Origin of the sequence: Vibrio sp. St2 (assembly GCF_947311885.1) — a bacterium.
GTDB classification, from domain to species: domain Bacteria; phylum Pseudomonadota; class Gammaproteobacteria; order Enterobacterales; family Vibrionaceae; genus Vibrio; species Vibrio coralliilyticus.
This window is the reverse complement of record NZ_CAMZNA010000001.1, coordinates 963,671-981,781: the sequence shown is the minus strand read 5'-3', so window position 1 is coordinate 981,781 and position 18,111 is coordinate 963,671. Positions and strand designations below refer to the sequence as shown.

The window sequence follows — 18,111 nt, the reverse complement described above, 5'->3', positions numbered from 1 at the left end:
ACTCAAGAGGGTGTTGTTTTGCTGTATGCTGTTTTATATAATGCCACCCAGATGTCCCATCCCACCATAAATTAGGTATTAAATTGAAAACTTCCTGGCTTAAACTAGCGACGGTCACTGCTCTTACGATCGCTCCGCTTGCCCATGCAAAAATTTCTCAATGGTCTTTAGGTGTTGCGGCTTCTTATTCCCCTGCGGTGTACAAAGACACGCCGTCTAATGAAACCGTGATCCCTCTAGTGGGTTATGAAGGTGAGCATTTATTCTTACGTGGCTTTAGTGCTGGTTATCGTCTTTTTCCTGCTGGTTCGCCTCAAAACATCATCTTTCGCGCAGCATACGATCCACGAACGTTAAAACCGAGTGATTCTGATAATCGCGCTATCCAACAAATGGATGAACGTAAAGCGACTGTTTTAGGTGGAATTAGTTACCAGTTAATCACTTTGGCAGGTGTACTGGAGGCTACCGCTGGCACGGATTTAGGTGGTACTCATAATGGATTATACGCTGAAGCTGCTTGGCGGTTGCCGTTTCGCCAAAAAGGGTGGGGAATTACTCCGTCGATCGGATATGCGTATAACAGTGACAAGATCAATGACCATTTATACGGTGTAAGCGCAGCAGAAGCGGCAAGAGCACAGGCATACGACCCAACTTTTAGAGCATTTGAAGCAGATTGGGATGGTCAGTATTTTATTAGTGCTTCTGCCTATTTGCATATTACGCCGAGTGTACGAGTAACAGGTGGGGTTCGTTATACCAACTTAGAAGGGTCGATTGAGAGCAGTCCGCTTATTGAAAGTGGAGTGACAACATCAGCCAACATTGGCATCGCTTACGTATTTTAGTGAGTTAATATGCGAATAATAAAAAGGGTTGCTCAAGAGCAACCCTTTTTTTGTATGCGATCTGATTAAGCATTGAATATCTGTTTTAACTCGTTGTTGCACAGATGGTATTGACGAGGGCAGTTACGCCAAGTGGTTAGCATGCGGCGGTACTTCTCCAGCATCGGCATCTGGGCGTTAAAATGGTGGTCGCCTTTATCAAATTGTGAATATAGACCTTCAGAATCGACAAGAAATCGTACGTAATTTACATGCTGGGCTTCTGTTGCAATGTCAAAACCTAAGAACATTAGGCGGCGTTGATCTACGTCGGCTTGCTCCACTTCGGATAACATCTTTGTAGATTCTTGCATTGCGTGGAACATCTCCATGATATCAATGATTTCGCGACATTCTGCCTCTTTCAGACAGCCAAATTCTTTGTCCAGTTCACGCATCTGAAGCCCGTAACCACGCTCAACGATGGTTTGTAAACGACTGTATTTTTCCGCGTTTTCTGGGTCCATTTGAGACATCAAGTAGTACTGGTTAGATAGGATCAAGCGCTGTGCGTTGGTCATTTCCATGGTGGCCTCACTAAAATAATCTAATACATCTTTAATGTGCTTAGGTTATCTTTTCATTACGCACTGAAACATGATCTCAACACATGTTTATTATGAAAAATGTAAAGAAATTTCAGTTTAAATGGCTACTTCTTGTGGTAGTGGTTATAGATGTAATCGCGGTCGGAGAAAACACGTAACCACTCCGGTTTGAATACCGCAAACATTGCCATCGTCATTCCATTGAGCAGACCTTCTGGGAACGCTAGAAGAGGAACAAAAACCATATAATTGTCGAATATGGTTTCCCAGTCGTGAGTGCCTTGAACGACATGATAGACAGAGTTGATAATAAGGTGAGCACTACCTGTGAAGGCTCCATTGAAAAATCCAGCAACGAAGATGAACACAAAGATGTTTCTCGGTAAGTATTGATAACTTACCAGAAAGACTAAGTAGCTGATTGATATTGGGAGTAAGCAAGAAAATAAGATGTATTCAGGTAACTCGCTAAATGCTAATTGTCCAAAGACGGCCAGCAGCAGCGCAACGACGATTGAGATGGCGTAAGCGCTTCGCCAACCATACATTAACGTTAAAGACGTCAGTGCCAGAAAATGGATTGATAAACCTTCCTTCACCCCTGCTTGTGCTGACCACAAAGCGAACAGTGAAAAGATTACGGCAAATGTCAGGTGCTGAAATCCTCTTTCAGCCGAGAGTTTCGGAAGCAATACGCGAAATACATCCTTCCAGATAAAATTCACTGAGAGCAGTATGAAAAACAATGCAAAGAGTTCGGGAAGTAGCAAAATGACCTCTTAAAAAAATACCAACCGCGATCTGGTTGGTATTTTTTATGAAATGTTTAGTAGATGGTATCAATATTTTACGTTTGAGTGATACTGCTCAAGGATTGAAACGATATTGTCCATGGTTTCTTTCGACGGCGGGTTAACGCCTTCTAGTGGATAATCCAACCCTAGTGCTTCCCATTTGTGGGCTCCTAACTTGTGGTATGGCAAAAGTTCGAGCTTTTCAATGTTGTCCATGTCTTTGATGAACTCGCCAAGCATATGTGCGGCTTCTTCATCATCGGTATAACCAGGTACTACGACGTAGCGAATCCATGTTTTTTGGCCAATACGGTGCAAGTAGCGGGCAAAGTCTAAGGTACGTCGATTAGAAACACCAATAAAGTCATGGTGTACTTCGTCTTTCATGTGCTTTAGATCCAGCATGACTAGATCTGTGGCTTCAAGTACTTCATCTATGACTTCAGTATGCTTACGAATATAGCCATTAGTATCGAGGCAGGTGTGGATTCCTTCTGCTTTGGCTGAGCGGAAAAAGTCGCGGACAAATTCAGGCTGTAACATCGCTTCACCACCTGAGCAAGTAACACCACCACCAGATGCATTCATAAAGTGACGATAGCTCTTCGCTTCATTAATGATCTCTTCAACCGTGACTTCCTTACCACCATGAGTGTCCCATGTATCGCGATTGTGGCAATACATGCATCGCATTAAACATCCCTGCATAAAGACAATAAAACGAATTCCTGGGCCATCAACTGTTCCACAGGACTCGAAAGAATGGATACGACCGGTTGCTGACATGTGCTCATCTCTAATTAGTGATTTGTTCGTTATTTTATTACAAAAAGTAGGGTTTAAATAGCATTTCAGGTTTTTATCATCAAGATTTTACTGACTAATAAAAAAAGCGCACATAGACTAAAATGTATGTTATAAAAATGTTGCCAAATGTGGTTTTTATAATAATTAATAAACAAACAGGCTAGGCAAGTTTTAGTTGCATCCGATTGATGTTTAAGGATTTCTTATGGATATGCTTGCGCTATCGCAAAAACAGAAAGTCACACTGTTTTTAATTGTACTGACAATAGGGTTTGTCATACTCGCAGTGTTTACCTCCTCTAGGCTTACTCAAATGAGTGAGCAGTATCATTCCAGTGGTGATATTTCTTCTGGCTCCATTTCAATCTATCAAACCCAAAGTAAAATTCTTACCTTAAGTAGTGAGCTGGATAATCTAGAGGGCGCTCAGGTTGCGAAAGCAAAACAAGATATTAGCGATATTGTTGAAGCCGTTAACAATGATGTCGCTTTCCTCAATGTACTGAACCTAAAGAGCTATGCCAACGAACTGGAACAAAGTATAGGAGACTTCCAAGCTGCAGCTAATCCTTGGTTAGAGCTCAAGCAAGAACTTGGTTTTAATATCGATGAAGGCAAGCTAGGGGAATTGAAAAAGCTTGCCAATATTATCGAGCAGAAAATTGCTGAAACTGGGATGGTAACGCTCAACTCAGATTTCCAAGCGATGGTTAAGTCACAACAAAACTACTTACTACAACCGAACGAAGAAAACCTAAAGCTGTTCAATCGTGCCATGGGTGCATTTGAAAGCATGTCAAATGTTTACGCCATGTTGGATTTGTATGAGAAAGAGATAGAGCAATACAAAGCGACATTCGTCCGAGTGAGTGAGCTTTCCAAACAATTAGGCAGTGTCGAGCAGCAGCTAATTTCAACCAAGATGCAATTGACTCAATTGATTGCAGCCGTCACAAGTGAATTAGGCGGTATCAGTTCACAGTACCAGCTGTCTGCAGAAAAGTCCTCTGAGCAAACATTATGGTCCATCTTAGTCGCTTGCATCATTCTTGCCGTTTTCACCATAGCTATTTTCATCATGCAGAGCACTTCCTTATCTCGATCTCTGACCAAGACTCGTGAGATTTTGCACAATGTCTCGGCAGGTGATTTGTCGAAACGGATGGCTTTGACTAAGAACCCCAATGATGAGTTTAACCAACTGGCAATCAGTATAAATGAAAGCTGTGAAAACTTGGGTGAGCTGGTCTCTGGTGTGCAATCCAGCGGGCAGGCGTTGTCTGGCAATGCAGTTGAACTTAACCAAGGCCTAGATATGCTGGCTCATCACCAGTCTGAAGTACTGGGGCAGACTCAATTATTGGCATCTGCTACAGAAGAAGTCAGTGTGACGACACAAGAGGTGTCTAATTCACTGGAATTTGTATCAGAAATCAGTCGTTCTTCTACTGACTCGGCGGAGAAAGGGGCACAAATCATTGGAGCCGCGATTGGCTCGCTTGAAGAGGTTGGATCGATACTGACATCTGCAGCTGGACATATTCAGCAGTTGGAAGAAGCGTCTTCCAAAGTCGATTCGGTCATGGACATTATCAACGGCATTGCAGAGCAAACCAACCTTCTGGCTTTGAATGCCGCAATAGAAGCGGCGCGAGCAGGTGAGCAGGGGCGTGGGTTTGCTGTCGTGGCAGATGAAGTTCGTAGTTTGGCGGTAAGAACCGTTGATGCGGTCGCCGAAATTTCTGAAACCATAGACACGATGAAAAAAGAAAGTGCTGAAGTTATCCAGTATATTGGTCAATCTGAAACGTCGATGCGAACAGGGCAGGAAAAAGGCCACGAGGCGATGCAAGCACTGCGCACCATTACAGAAAAAGCCGATGAAGCTTCGCACCAGACAGACGTCATCTTTGCGTCCATTAAAGAATTAGCAACGACCAGTCAATCAATGGCAGACAGCATGACTCAAATTTCAAGTGCGATGAAAGAGCTGGAAGAAAACAATGAACAACTGCGCTCTGTCAGTCAGGTAGTGGAGCAGAGAGCTGGCAGCCTTAATAGCGACTGCCAGAGGTTTACGATTTAGAAGAAAGCATACAATGCGAGGCCACCTGTGCCGTACATTGAATCTTTTGCTTCTTTGTAGTCAGGAGTTTTCGCTGTAGCCGTAACGGTTGCACCAAAATGCTCGTTATACCAAGCAAAGCCAGCCACCGCGCTGGCTTGTTTTTCTTCTAGTGTTACATCATAGATACTTGGGTTTTCACCGTTGCGATTGGCGTAGTCGACCACACCCGAGCGGTCGCCTTCAATTGTGATGTCGTTAAAGCGGTAGCGAGCTTCAATACCACCAAATATAAACCAACCACCTTGTGAAGCCCCTAGCATACCTGCGCGGAATGGGTTTTCATTATCAATGTTTGCCGCTCCCATGCTTCCCGCTAAGTCCATTCCCCAACGGAACATGAAGCCTGTTGATACATCACTGCGGAAATTACCAGCGTTCACTTCGGAAACGTTTGAAATCTCCCAGTCTGTATTTGCGATGGCGCGTTCACGCCAAAGATTGAAGTGGCTAAGATAACCAAGGCTACCAACAAACTCGTCATCGACCTGATATGCCCAACCACGAGGTTCATCAGATCCTGTAATTCCGTGAACGATATCTTGTGCTTGATCCGCGAGTGAACTTTCACCTGTTGTACCCAGTGTAAGGTTGAAACGCTGCGCTTGCTGAGGATGAAGGCTGATGTAGTTAAATTCAGCATGGAGGTAACCGGCGTATGGGCGGTCATTTATCATCGGGGTTGTCGATTCAATATCTGAAGGTGTATACATTTTGTGGCCAAGTGTAAATTCGTACTTGTCCAGAGAGGCGCCGCCCCAGAATGATAAGCTCATGGGGTTAGTCAACCAATTGGGTGTAACAGCGCCCGAGGTATAGGTGAGAAACAGTCCGTTGGTATAATCCTGATCGACACCAAATACGCCATCATTATCAATTGAAAACGATACGGTTGAACGCTCGGAAGCTACAGCACTTGAGGCTAACAGTATCAAAGGAAGAGTGCGTAATAGGTTCATTTCAATACATCATTTCTGAATGGAGTCTAGATATTACTCCATATCGTATTCATCAGAGAGGAAAGAAAGAAAATTGAAATATAAATGTGGCTTGAGTCTAACTTTTGATTTGCTTCGCAATAAAAAAGCCCCGCTTAATTAAGCGGGGCTTTAAAGTCAATCAACCAAACTTATAGTGATTCGGTGAAAGTACGTGCGATAACATCTTGCTGCTGTTCTGCAGTCAGAGAGTTAAAGCGTACAGCGTAACCAGAAACACGAATAGTTAGCTGTGGGTATTTTTCAGGGTGCTTAACAGCGTCTTCTAGAGTATCGCGGTTAAGTACGTTCACGTTTAGGTGCTGACCACCTTCGATACCTGCTTCGTGGTGGAAGTAACCGTCCATCAGACCAGCAAGGTTAGCACGCTGTGAAGTCTCTTCTTTACCCAGTGCGTTTGGCACGATAGAGAAGGTGTAAGAAATACCATCTTTCGCGTGAGCAAACGGCAGTTTACCAACAGACGTCAGAGAGGCTACCGCACCTTTTTCATCACGGCCGTGCATTGGGTTTGCACCTGGAGCAAACGGAGCACCTGCGCGACGACCGTCTGGCGTGTTACCTGTTTTCTTACCGTATACAACGTTAGATGTAATAGTAAGGATAGACTGAGTAGGAACAGCATCGCGGTAAGTCTTAAGCTTACGGATCTTGTTCATGAACACTTCTACCAGTTCACAAGCGATGTCATCTACGCGAGCATCGTTGTTACCAAATTTAGGGTAATCGCCCTCGATTTCGAAGTCGACTGCAACACCATCTTCGTCACGGATTGGTTTCACTTTCGCATGCTTAATTGCAGATAGTGAGTCAGCTGCGATAGATAGACCGGCAATGCCACAAGCCATAGTACGGTAAACGTCACGATCATGTAGAGCCATAAGCGCAGACTCGTAAGAGTACTTGTCGTGCATGAAGTGGATGCTGTTTAGGGCAGCCACATACTGCTTCGCTAGCCAATCCATGAAGTGGTCAAGGTTGTTCCACACTTCGTCGAAGTCTAGTACTTCTGAAGTGATCTTAGGCATTTCTGGGCCAACTTGCATCTTCAGCTTCTCATCAACACCACCGTTGATTGCATAAAGCATAGTTTTCGCAAGGTTAGCACGAGCACCGAAGAACTGCATTTGCTTACCAACAACCATTGGAGATACACAACAAGCGATTGCGTAGTCGTCTGACTCCATGTCTGGGCGCATTAGATCGTCATTTTCGTACTGGATTGAAGAAGTATCGATAGATACTTTCGCACAGAACTTCTTGAAGCCTTCAGGTAGCTGCTCAGACCATAGAACAGTGATGTTCGGCTCTGGAGAAGGACCCATAGTGTATAGAGAGTTTAGGAAACGGAAGTTAGTACGAGTAACTAGCGTACGACCGTCAAGACCCATACCACCCATAGATTCTGTTGCCCAAATTGGGTCGCCAGAGAATAGGTCATCGTACTCAGGAGTACGTAGGAAACGAACCATACGTAGTTTCATTACGAAGTGGTCGATCATTTCCTGAGCTTGTTCTTCAGTGATCTTACCTGCAGCGATATCACGCTCGATGAAGATATCTAGGAACGTAGAAGTACGACCTAGAGACATAGCCGCGCCGTTTTGAGACTTAACAGCCGCTAGGTAACCGAAGTAAGTCCACTGGATAGCTTCTTGAGCAGTTTCAGCAGGACGAGAAATGTCACAACCGTATTTCTCAGCCATCACTTTCATTTGGCCAAGTGCACGGTGCTGCTCAGCGATTTCTTCGCGAAGCTGCATAGTCATTTGAAGATCTTCGCCATTCTCAAATTTCTCTTGTAGAGAAGCGAATTGAGCTAGCTTGTCTTTAATTAGGAAGTCGATACCGTATAGAGCTACACGACGGTAGTCACCAATGATACGACCACGACCGTATGCATCTGGAAGACCTGTCAGAACACCAGATTTACGACATTTTAGGATGTCTGGGGTGTAGATATCGAAAACACCCGCGTTGTGTGTTTTACGGTAATCTGTGTAGATTTCTTTGATCTTAGGATCAAGCTCACGACCGTAAACCTTACAAGAACCTTCCACCATACGAATACCACCGTTAGGGATGATAGCGCGTTTTAGTGGGGCGTCAGTTTGAAGACCAACGATCGTTTCCAGATCTTTGTTGATGTAGCCTGCATCGTGAGCAGTGATGGTAGAGATAACTGAAGTATCAAAATCAACAGGTGCGTGAGTCGCGTTTTCCTGTTTAATACCTTCCATTACCTTTTCCCAAAGCTTATTTGTTGCTTCAGTACCTTCAGAAACAAGGAAAGATTCGTCGCCTTCATAAGGTGCATAGTTCTTTTGAATGAAATCACGAACGTTTACTTCGTTTTGCCAGTCACCTTCAGCAAAACCTTCCCAAGCTTTAGCAAATTGCTCTGCCATGACATACCTACCTTTTTAGTAGAAAAAACACGTACCTTTCTAGCCATTGAGCTAGTTAGCTTTCCTTTACAGGAGCGGTACACTCTTTATGAATAACAATATGTATAGTCTCTAAAATCGATCATTGTGCGCGTTTTAAACTATAAATATTGTCACTAGCTTTTACATGGTTTCTTATTAACTTGGTTTCAAGGTTAAACTAAAAAAAAATTGCAAACCTTAAACTAAATCAATAAATCCTCAAAAAAGTCGATAAAAAGAGGGTGGCATAGCTTGCCACCCACAATTTTTTTGAATTTCTATAGCCAGGCTTTAATACCGTATTGGCCTTCAAGCATACCCACTGCCAGCATCGCAATTAGACAGATAACAAGTACGCCTACTGGAATGACGATTTTATCGACGAAAGACAGGCGAGCTGCACGTTCTTTATCACCAATCAAGCCATTGTTATCTAGAAGCATAGTCAATGCCCAAGCCAATACTGGGTTAACGACAGCAGAACCGAAGATACAGATACCTGCGGCTTGGGAGTCTTTCGAGTCTTTAACCATCTGCATACCAGCTTCAAGTAGAGGCAGCGATACACCCACAAGCAATGCTACACGCATCACAGGTGGCCATACAGCGATGTCCATCGGGAAGCCAAGAATTGCAATGATCATCACTAATAGGCCAAGAAGGATTGCACCGCCTGGGATAGGACGTTTCGCAATCGCAGCTGGGATCATGTAAGTGCCCCAAGATGATGTAATATTACCGCCACCCACTGCTGTACCAACCATCTGACGAACAGAACACATGGTCATGGTGTCATCTACATCCATCAGTACTTTTTCTGTCTTTTTAGGGTAGTTCAGTTCTTGGAAGATACGATGACCTAAGAAATCAGGAGACCACATAGCGACAGCCAGAATGGCGAAAGGTAGTGACGCAATGAAGTGCTCCATGTTTGGTAGCCCAAGCATCCAACCTTCTTCGGTACTACCCCACCAGTAAACTGGGTTTAGGTTCGGCAAGCCAGTTTCTGTGACGAACTTGATGTCGAAGCCTGCGCCAAGCACGAGTGCAATCGCTAAGCCTGTAAATGCACAAACGGGAATAGCAAGCCAACGTTTGTTTACTTTTGCCAAGAACGCATAAAGAGCGATGGTTACGGCCAAGACAATCAGACCAACATAGCCCATGCTACCTGCGGCTACTGTGTCTGATTGAAGACCTACAGCCCAAGCTTGGATAGAGTTTATCTGGCTCATAGTGCCGGTAAGGCCTAGGAATATCAGTAATCCACCTGCAGTACCTTCTGACGTGAGGTTAACTAACTTGGATCCACCTTTCAGGAAGCTCAGCAGTAAACCGAAAACACCGATCAGGATAGCCAATGCAAGAGGGTGCGCGCCAGCTAAAGCGATGGTGCCGATAAGAGGGATCATTGGCCCGTGGTTACCTGCGAGGTTTGCTTTCGGGTTGATGAAACCAGATGCCAATACACAGAATAGAAGAGCAGGGATGAGCATTTCTACTCGTGCCACCTCAATAGCGAAGTCCTTGCCTAGGTTGATGTGATCCCAAGCAGCGGTCAGGCCTTCAGCCCAAGACATCATTACCGCTGAGTACATCGCGATAATACCGATAGTGCCTGCTAGAGCGGGTACTAAGTCTTCGAGCTCGAAACGGAAGTCACGACCAGGTAAGTTTAAACCGAAGCGACGAGGCTTCATGATCTGAAGTTCATGATCTAGATAATCTGAACGGCTCTCAAATTCGGAAGCTGGGCGGTGCAGCTCACGATAGCTCTTGTTTTCGATATCCGAATCAGAGTGCGGTTTATTGACTGCGTCTGACATAGATTCCTCATATTCTAAAAAGTTAATGATTCTTCAAAGAGTCGCCCGTAATTATTGTGGGTGGGCGATCTTATAAAAACCTGACTTAGCGTCCTGCATTTGGGTCCTTGAGCTATCGTCTGTGGAGCGCATTTTACGTGCTTAAGCATAGACGATAGAAAAGACAAAAATTCGCTTATTGAGGCTTTTATCTTTGACGCGAGTGTAACGCGCTACCCCTAAGGAGTGATTGATTTAGATCACTTTATGAAAGAATGTGAAAGAAAACTACACAGCGAAGGCCGTATATGCGAGTCGTTGAATTATAAAGTGAAAATTATTTTCACATTGTGAGTTTTATGACTATCGATTGGAGGAAAAAGAGCACTTCAATTTCCATTATTGAGAGAATTGTTGAGATAGATCTGGTTTTTATAAAAATGTTAATTTATCACTTCGGTAGATAATATGTTTATTAAAATGATTTATGCGTATTATGGAGCGAATTACTCTATAAAATGAATGTTTACTCATATAAAGTGGCTATATATCCCTAAAATGAAGGTTAATAATTTGTTGCATGTTGGTCTGGGGAGTGCTAGTTTGTAGCGAAATGTGGGTGGAACCCAGCAATTAGCCGGCGGAAAAGCCGTTTATCGAGTCGGCAATTATAATAAAGACAGGGAGTATTAGCGCATGAATGATGTACCAGCGCTGGACATAAAGGAACTGCACAAAACATTCGGGCAAAATGAAGTCCTTAAAGGTATCTCGCTTGAGGCACACAAAGGGGACGTTATCTCCATTATCGGTTCATCAGGTTCAGGTAAAAGTACCTTCCTAAGATGTATCAACCTTCTTGAAACGCCTACTGAAGGTGAAATTTGGGTTAACGGTGAGTTGATTCAAATGAAAAACAATCGCCAAGGTGAGGCTGTTCCTGCCAATGAAAAACAAGTACAGCGTATCCGCTCCAGACTTGCCATGGTATTCCAAGGTTTTAATCTCTGGTCACATATGACGGTGCTTGAAAATGTCATAGAAGCACCCGTGCATGTGCTGGGCGTACCAAAAGCTCAGGCTTTGGAAAACGCTGAACTTCTGCTCAAGAAAGTAGGTCTTTACGAGCGTAAAGATTACTACCCAGGCCATTTATCTGGCGGCCAGCAACAACGTGCAGCGATTGCGCGTGCATTGGCTGTCGATCCTGAAGTCATGCTATTCGATGAACCTACCTCAGCACTTGACCCAGAATTAGTCGGTGAGGTGTTAGGTGTAATGCGAGATCTGGCTGAAGAAGGTCGAACCATGCTGGTTGTAACGCACGAAATGGCGTTTGCACGCGATGTTTCTAACCACGTCATGTTCTTGCACCAAGGTCTAGTGGAAGAGCAGGGAGACCCTGCTAAGCTCTTCACTAACCCGGACTCAGAACGTCTACAGCAGTTCATCTCATCAATTTACTAAGCTTGCTCTTATAGCAGGCGAAAGACAGACACAATACAAGATAAAAATCACAATCACAGGAGTATGGAAATGAAAAAGTGGTTAGTAGTTGCAGCTTTGGCTGCTACGGCAGCAACAGGTGTAGCTCAAGCGAAAGATTGGAAGACAGTTCGTTTTGGTATTGAAGGTGCATATCCTCCATTTAGCTGGACAGAAGCTGATGGTTCTCTTAAAGGTTTCGACGTAGACATGGCGAATGCTCTATGTAAGGAAATGCAGGTTAAGTGTAAGATTGTTGCACAAGACTGGGATGGCATTATTCCTTCTCTATTAGCTCGTAAATACGATGCCATCATTGCAGCAATGTCTATCACTGAAGAGCGTAAGAAGAAAGTTGATTTCACGGGAAAATACGCTCTGATCCCTAACAAATTCATCGCGAAAAAAGGCGCAGGTCTAGATTTTGACAACCTAGATGGTCAAAAAATCGCGGTTCAACGTGCAACAACTCACGATAAGTACCTAACTGATAACTACGGTGATAAAGTTGAGATCGTACGTTACGGTTCTTTCGACGAAGCATACCTTGACCTAGCAAACGGTCGTGTTGCCGCTGTTCTTGGCGATGCATCTGCACTTGAAGAAGGCGTACTAAATAAAGCTGGTGGTGAAGCTTACGAATTTGTTGGCCCGTCACTAACGGATCCAAAATGGTTCGGTGAAGGTTTTGGTATCGCAGTACGTAAGCAAGATAAAGATCTTACTAAGAAGCTAGATGCTGCAATCCTATCTCTACGTGAGAAAGGTGTTTACCAAGAGATTGCTGCTAAGTACTTCAACTACGACGTTTACGGTCAGTAATCATCGGAAAGCGACCGCTGGTTCTAGTTCCTAGAAGTAGCCAGCGGTCGAATTATATCTATGGCTTGTTGATTGCTCTTAAGTCAGTAAGCAAGCTTTGAGTCTAGGGATCAGGAACTCACCTATGCTGGATTTACAAGGATACGAAGCCTCTATATTTAAAGGGGCCATAGTGACCATAGAAGTAGCGCTACTTTCGCTGCTACTTGCGATGGTTTTAGGCATGCTGGGCGCATTGGCCAAAATGGCGCCATACCGCTGGGCACGCGCAATTGCAACGCTTTACACCACAGTGATTCGTGGTATTCCCGATTTAGTTTTAATGATGCTGATTTTCTTCGGCGGACAAATTCTTCTCAACAACAGCTTGTATGCCATTAATGAATCGTTAAATGAGTGGTTTGCTTCAAGCGACCCAAATCATGAGTGGACGTCTTATCTACCAGATTACATTGATGTGAGCCCATTCGTTGCTGGTGTTTTAACCATTGGCTTCATTTTCGGTGCGTACATGGCGGAAACGTTCCGTGGTGCGATTATGGCAGTAGATAAGGGCGAGCTAGAAGCAGCGAAAGCTTATGGCATGAGCCCAGTACTGGCATTCCGACGCATTTTATTACCGCAGATGATTCGTCATGCACTGCCGGGTTTTGGTAACAACTGGTTGGTGCTGCTTAAGACAACCGCACTGGTTTCCATTATCGGTCTGGAAGATATGGTGCGTATGAGTTCGCTTGCCGCAGGCTCAACGAAAATGCCATTCACTTTCTACATGGCTGTTGCGATCATTTTCCTTTTCTTCACCAGTGTCTCAACCGGCTTACTCAAGCTTGTCGAACGCAAATTCAGTATTCATGCGAGGTAAGAAATGGACTTTTCACTGATTATCGAAAGTTTGCCAATTTATCTTGATGGGTTATGGACGACGGCATGGCTGGTGGGCTTAGCTCTGATTATTGGCCTTTGCGTCGCGATTCCTCTTGGTGTGGCGCGTAATAGCACAAATTACTTAATTAATGGACCGAGCTGGGCATTTATCTACTTTTTCCGTGGTACACCGTTGCTGGTTCAGCTCTACCTGATTTACTACGGTATGGATCAGTTCTTCCCAGTTAAAGATACTTTGTGGGAGAACGCATGGTTCTGTGCGCTTGTGGCGTTTGTGCTTAACACATCAGCGTATACAGCAGAAATCATTCGAGGAGCGATAAACGGCTTACCGAAAGGTGAGGTCGAAGCCGCTAAAGCGTATGGTATGGGAACATTTATGACTTACCGCCGTATCATTTTGCCGAGTGCATTACGCCGTGCATTACCAGCTTACAGTAATGAAGTCATTTTCATGCTTCACGGTAGTGCCGTTGCAGGTATTGTCACGATTGTTGACCTTACCGGTGCAGCACGCTTGGTAAACTCTCGCTATTATGCGCCGTTCGAATCTTTCCTCACTGCAGGACTGTTCTACATGGCACTGACGTTTATGATTCTCTGGTGCTTCAAGTTAGCTGAGAAGCGATTCCTAGCGTACTTGAGACCGCTGAGCTAATCGTGGTTCAAAACCTAAAAAGGCTTCCGATTGGAAGCCTTTTTTGTATCTGGAACTCATCAACTGAGGATAATCAACACTGTTCCCGCGAGTGTCATCAGAATATTTGCGATAGCGTAAGTTCCTGCATAACCCAGTGCTGGAATGGTCGATTTAGCATAATCGTTAACGATATCCATCGCTGGTGCGCAGGTTCTAGCACCGATAATAGCACCAAACAGCAGTGCTCGGTTCATTTTCAAAATATAAGCACCCACAAGGTAAGCAAGTGCGACAGGAACCACACTCACAAGGAATGATAGACCGATGACCTGTGGGCCAACCTGCGCTAAGTGCTCAAACATCTTACCGCCAGCACTTAGGCCAATACCGACCATAAAGAACATCAAGCCGAGATCTTTGACCATATTCAGCGCGCCCTGAGGAACATAGCCGAACGTAGGGTGGTTAGCTCGTAAGAAGCCTAGCGTAATACCAGAGAGTAGAAGGCCAACCGCGTTACCTAAGCCAAACGAAACTTGACCAAAGGTCATGGTGATAAGGCCAAACATGATACCAAGGATGAAGAAGCTGCAGAAAGCCAACAGATCTGCCATCTGACTGTGAATCGAGATGAAGCCGATTTTTTCTGCTAAGCCGTGAACGCGGCTCTTCTCGCCACTCACTTGCAGCACATCACCTTTAGCTAGGACGATGTCTAAATCCATCGGCATTTCTATCTGCGCGCGTACTACCCGGTTAAGAAAACAGCCATATTCGGACAGGTTCAGGTCTGACAGGCGTTTACCCGCGATGGAATCACTTTTTACGACGATCTCTTCTTCGACAATCCGCAAATCCAGTAGATTACGGTCGAACACCTCTTTGCCGTTTCTAAAACTAGGGTCTAGTCGCGCATGACTATCTGGGAAGCCAACCAGTGCAATCTCATCACCTTCTTGGAGAATGGCGTCCCCATCTGGGTGGGCGAGAATGCCGTTTCGACGAATACGCTCAATATAACAGCCAGTTTGTCGGTAAATACCGAGCTCTCGTAGGTTCTTACCGTCAATCCAGTCGATCAATTCCTGACCGACGCGGTAAGCTCTAATGATTGGTAAGTAAACCTTTCGTTGCCCAGTACTGCCTAAACCACGCTCTTGAGCAATTTGCTGAGCAGAATCGGATAGATTTTGCTTTTGAAGTTTTGGTAGCAGCTTGGCGAATGTGATCATACTGATCAAGCCAATCAGATACGCCATAGCGTAACCAACGGACAAGTTTTCAATAACTTGTGAAAAATCCATACCACGTGGAGTTGTGGCTAAACCGGAGTTGAGCGCATCTTGCGCACCTACTAATACAGGGGTCGCTGTTAGCGCGCCTGCCATCATCCCTGCTGACAAGCCAAAATCTAATCCCATGCTGTGGCTAGCGAAATAAGTGATACATAACGCGGTCGTTAGCACCACCATGCTTAGGATGAAGTAGTGTTTACCATCCCTGAAGAAAATACCGAAGAAGTTTGGCCCTGCCTCGATACCGACACAGTAAATGAAGAGCATAAACCCAATGGTTAAAGCATCGGCATTAAACGTAAAGCCAAGGTGTCCCATGATGAGAGAGGTAAGTAAAACACCTATTGAGTTGCCAAGCTGCAGATTTCCAAAACGAATTTTTCCGATAGCTAAGCCAATGGCGAGTACTACAAAGATGAGGAGGATGGGGTTTTGCTCAAGCAAATTTACAACGTCGATGTTCACGGGGCAGCTCTTATGTCAGTGCCAGAGGATAAGTTAAGTGTGCGAATTGTATCTGAATATTGCAAAATGATAAGTGAAAAATTTTATAATTTACTATTAGCTGACTTGGGCTACGAATTCACAATATTGATTTAATTTAAAGTAAAAAAAAGCCGCTTATTACAGCGGCTTTCTTTCAATTTGGAACGATTACTCGTCGAAAAGACCTAGGTGCTCTTTCGCGTAAGCTTCGAAGTCATCGCAGCCACCGATGTGCTCTTGATCTACGAAGATTTGAGGAACAGTTTCAACTGGCTTACCTACGGTTTTTTCAAGGTCAGCTTTTGAGATACCTTCTGCGTGGATATCAACGTAACGGTAGTTGAAGTCGTCACGCTTTGCTTTTAGTGTTTCTGCGTGCTCTTTTGCGCGTACACAGTATGGGCAAGCTGGGCGACCAAAGATAACTACGAACATATTGTCTTTCTCCTTTATTTTGTTACGTGCAACTATGCCCGAATCAAAGTCGGAAATAAAGTCGCAATTACCTCTTGGTTTGATAGGTAAAATCTATTGAATGATTTTTGCCCGTAATCTATACAATTTTGCCAAATAAGCGACATAATTAACTCGTGGAGTTGCTCGCGAAAGTCTTATTATTTATGAGGCTAATCGTCACAAATTGCACTGTGTCAATTTAATTTCTCTCGCTTCAGGGCACTCTATTGAAAGTCATTAGCAAGGAGTGTTCGGCTATGTTTCAGTTCATGACTTATCCTTTCTTCTGCTATACCCCGTGAGACCTGCTATTCCCTTTATTTCCAGAGCTTTAAGAAAACTATCTAATACGATAGCTATCGTATTTTAACGGTGTTTTTCATTGTCTGTCGCCACTTTGTCGCCACTTTTATGTATCGTTGAACTGATTGTACTTTTATACCTTTGGTAGTCATTTATCTTCGGTCGACAGCTGCCATTTAAATGTCGATTAAACATATTCTTGATTAGAGATGAAGGTTAGCAATAGGATTAAGCGAAACAACCGACTTCAAATGATGGGGGGAGAAGTGCGCGTAAACCATCGTTTGCTCTATCTTCGAATGGCCTAGTGCTTCCTTCAAATCTAGGATGTTTCCGCCACTGCGCATAAAGGCAGTAGCAAACGTATGGCGTAGAACATGAGTTGCCTGTCCGTCAGGCAATTCAGGTAGTGCTCTTGATAGCCATTTATGTGCAGTTTGGTAGCTGACGCTGAAAAGCCTTCCCGAGCTTTTAGGGTTTAGTTCTTTATACAAGTCAGGTGAGATTGGGAGTGTTCTATTTCGCTTACCCTTAGTATTAACGTAAGTGATTTTGTTGTCGTAAACATGCTCGCCTTTCAGCAGAATTGCTTCGTTTATACGGGCACCTGTAGAAAGACATATCTTGTAAACAAGCCTTAGCTCATCAGCAAAAGGCGTCCCTTTAATGATTTTGAACAACGTAAAAATCTGCGCTTCTCGCAAGAAAGTCAGCTCGGATTCTGGAGTTTTGGCCGCCTTAATACTTTCGACGGGGTTTGGTAAAGACCATTCGCCCAACTCAATGAGCTTGTTGAACACGGACTTTAAACAAGTCATGTCTCGGTTGCTTGAACTAATGGCTATCTCTTTATTAGCGTGGCTGTGTATGTGGGATAGGGACGTTCTATTAGCTCTATAGTGCGCTAGCTGTTTGGCCGTTAAGTTTGATGCGATAGGGTCATTTAAAGCACTGACGATATGCTGCATTCTTCCTTTTGTGTGGTTCCCAGACTTTAGGTACTTTCCGTGCAGTTGAAACCAAAGACCGATGATCTCAGATAACCTTCTGTGATCAGGTTTATCTCCCGCCCACGGTTTGTCTTCTACCTCTCGCATAACAAAACGTTCGTAAGCTGAAGCTTCACCTTTTGTCGCGAAGCGCTTTCTTACTCGCTTACCTGAGCGACCATTTGGATAGCATTCACATAGCCATGGTTTTTTAGAACCGTCTTTTGTGTTTCTGATTGACATAGGATTTACACATATACTGTTTATAAAAACAGTATATGTGTGGCAAAATGTGAATCAATGTTTTATATCGCAACTATTGAACAGTAACGAAATGACCAAACTAGCATA

At 44.2% G+C, this 18,111-nt stretch carries 15 protein-coding genes; 6 read left to right on the top strand and 9 right to left on the bottom strand.

Annotated elements, in window-relative coordinates:
• Positions 1–83: 83 nt before the first annotated feature.
• Entirely contained in the window at positions 84–851 is a 768-nt protein-coding gene (locus QMA41_RS04705; RefSeq protein ID WP_281628999.1) for a MipA/OmpV family protein, read from the top strand.
• 65 nt (positions 852–916) lie between these two features.
• Here QMA41_RS04705 and QMA41_RS04700 read toward each other — a convergent pair whose 3' ends face one another.
• The 3 genes from QMA41_RS04700 to pflA all read right to left on the bottom strand — a co-directional run bounded on the left by QMA41_RS04700 (position 917) and on the right by pflA (position 3,018).
• Positions 917–1,417, bottom strand: a complete 501-nt coding sequence (locus QMA41_RS04700) for a YfbU family protein (protein WP_019276053.1) — start codon at positions 1,415–1,417, stop codon at positions 917–919.
• A 125-nt stretch (positions 1,418–1,542) separates the two neighbouring features.
• A complete protein-coding gene (locus QMA41_RS04695; RefSeq protein WP_281629164.1) occupies positions 1,543–2,163 on the bottom strand; it encodes an energy-coupling factor ABC transporter permease in 621 nt (206 codons plus the stop codon).
• Between the two features lie 114 nt (positions 2,164–2,277).
• Entirely contained in the window at positions 2,278–3,018 is a 741-nt protein-coding gene (pflA, locus tag QMA41_RS04690; protein WP_029236135.1) for a pyruvate formate lyase 1-activating protein, read from the bottom strand.
• Positions 3,019–3,244: 226 nt separating this feature from the next.
• Between pflA and QMA41_RS04685 the strand changes: the two genes are divergently transcribed.
• Entirely contained in the window at positions 3,245–5,125 is a 1,881-nt protein-coding gene (locus QMA41_RS04685; RefSeq protein WP_006959048.1) for a methyl-accepting chemotaxis protein, read from the top strand.
• Here the strand turns inward: QMA41_RS04685 and QMA41_RS04680 are convergent.
• The 3 genes from QMA41_RS04680 to QMA41_RS04670 form a co-directional block, all read right to left on the bottom strand.
• Complete coding sequence (locus QMA41_RS04680) at positions 5,122–6,123, bottom strand: lipid A deacylase LpxR family protein (RefSeq protein WP_281628998.1); 1,002 nt, start codon at positions 6,121–6,123, stop codon at positions 5,122–5,124. The genes QMA41_RS04685 and QMA41_RS04680 overlap by 4 nt on opposite strands.
• Positions 6,124–6,293: 170 nt before the next feature.
• The gene (pflB, locus tag QMA41_RS04675) at positions 6,294–8,570 is read right to left on the bottom strand and encodes a formate C-acetyltransferase (RefSeq protein ID WP_006959046.1); all 2,277 of its coding nucleotides are present in this window, start codon (positions 8,568–8,570) and stop codon (positions 6,294–6,296) included.
• 299 nt (positions 8,571–8,869) lie between these two features.
• The gene (locus QMA41_RS04670) at positions 8,870–10,417 is read right to left on the bottom strand and encodes a DUF3360 family protein (RefSeq protein WP_006959045.1); all 1,548 of its coding nucleotides are present in this window, start codon (positions 10,415–10,417) and stop codon (positions 8,870–8,872) included.
• Between the two features lie 675 nt (positions 10,418–11,092).
• Here QMA41_RS04670 and QMA41_RS04665 point away from each other — a divergent pair.
• The 4 genes from QMA41_RS04665 (at position 11,093) to QMA41_RS04650 (ending at position 14,249) form a co-directional block, all read left to right on the top strand.
• Positions 11,093–11,863, top strand: coding sequence for an ABC transporter ATP-binding protein (locus QMA41_RS04665; protein ID WP_006959044.1), 771 nt, complete (start codon positions 11,093–11,095; stop codon positions 11,861–11,863).
• 69 nt (positions 11,864–11,932) lie between these two features.
• Entirely contained in the window at positions 11,933–12,703 is a 771-nt protein-coding gene (locus QMA41_RS04660) for an ABC transporter substrate-binding protein (protein ID WP_006959043.1), read from the top strand.
• A gap of 124 nt (positions 12,704–12,827) precedes the next feature.
• Positions 12,828–13,568: an ABC transporter permease gene (locus QMA41_RS04655; RefSeq protein ID WP_019276060.1), complete on the top strand. Its 741-nt coding sequence runs from the start codon at positions 12,828–12,830 to the stop codon at positions 13,566–13,568.
• A gap of 3 nt (positions 13,569–13,571) precedes the next feature.
• The gene (locus QMA41_RS04650; protein WP_019276061.1) at positions 13,572–14,249 is read left to right on the top strand and encodes an ABC transporter permease; all 678 of its coding nucleotides are present in this window, start codon (positions 13,572–13,574) and stop codon (positions 14,247–14,249) included.
• A 59-nt stretch (positions 14,250–14,308) separates the two neighbouring features.
• Here QMA41_RS04650 and QMA41_RS04645 read toward each other — a convergent pair whose 3' ends face one another.
• The 3 genes from QMA41_RS04645 to QMA41_RS04635 all read right to left on the bottom strand — a co-directional run bounded on the left by QMA41_RS04645 (position 14,309) and on the right by QMA41_RS04635 (position 18,003).
• A complete protein-coding gene (locus QMA41_RS04645) occupies positions 14,309–15,991 on the bottom strand; it encodes an aspartate:alanine antiporter (protein WP_281628997.1) in 1,683 nt (560 codons plus the stop codon).
• Positions 15,992–16,180: 189 nt separating this feature from the next.
• Positions 16,181–16,447 (bottom strand): GrxA family glutaredoxin, encoded by a 267-nt coding sequence (locus tag QMA41_RS04640; RefSeq protein WP_006959039.1) that lies wholly within the window; start codon positions 16,445–16,447, stop codon positions 16,181–16,183.
• A gap of 527 nt (positions 16,448–16,974) precedes the next feature.
• Positions 16,975–18,003, bottom strand: coding sequence for a tyrosine-type recombinase/integrase (locus QMA41_RS04635; protein WP_281628996.1), 1,029 nt, complete (start codon positions 18,001–18,003; stop codon positions 16,975–16,977).
• Positions 18,004–18,111 lie beyond the last annotated feature (108 nt).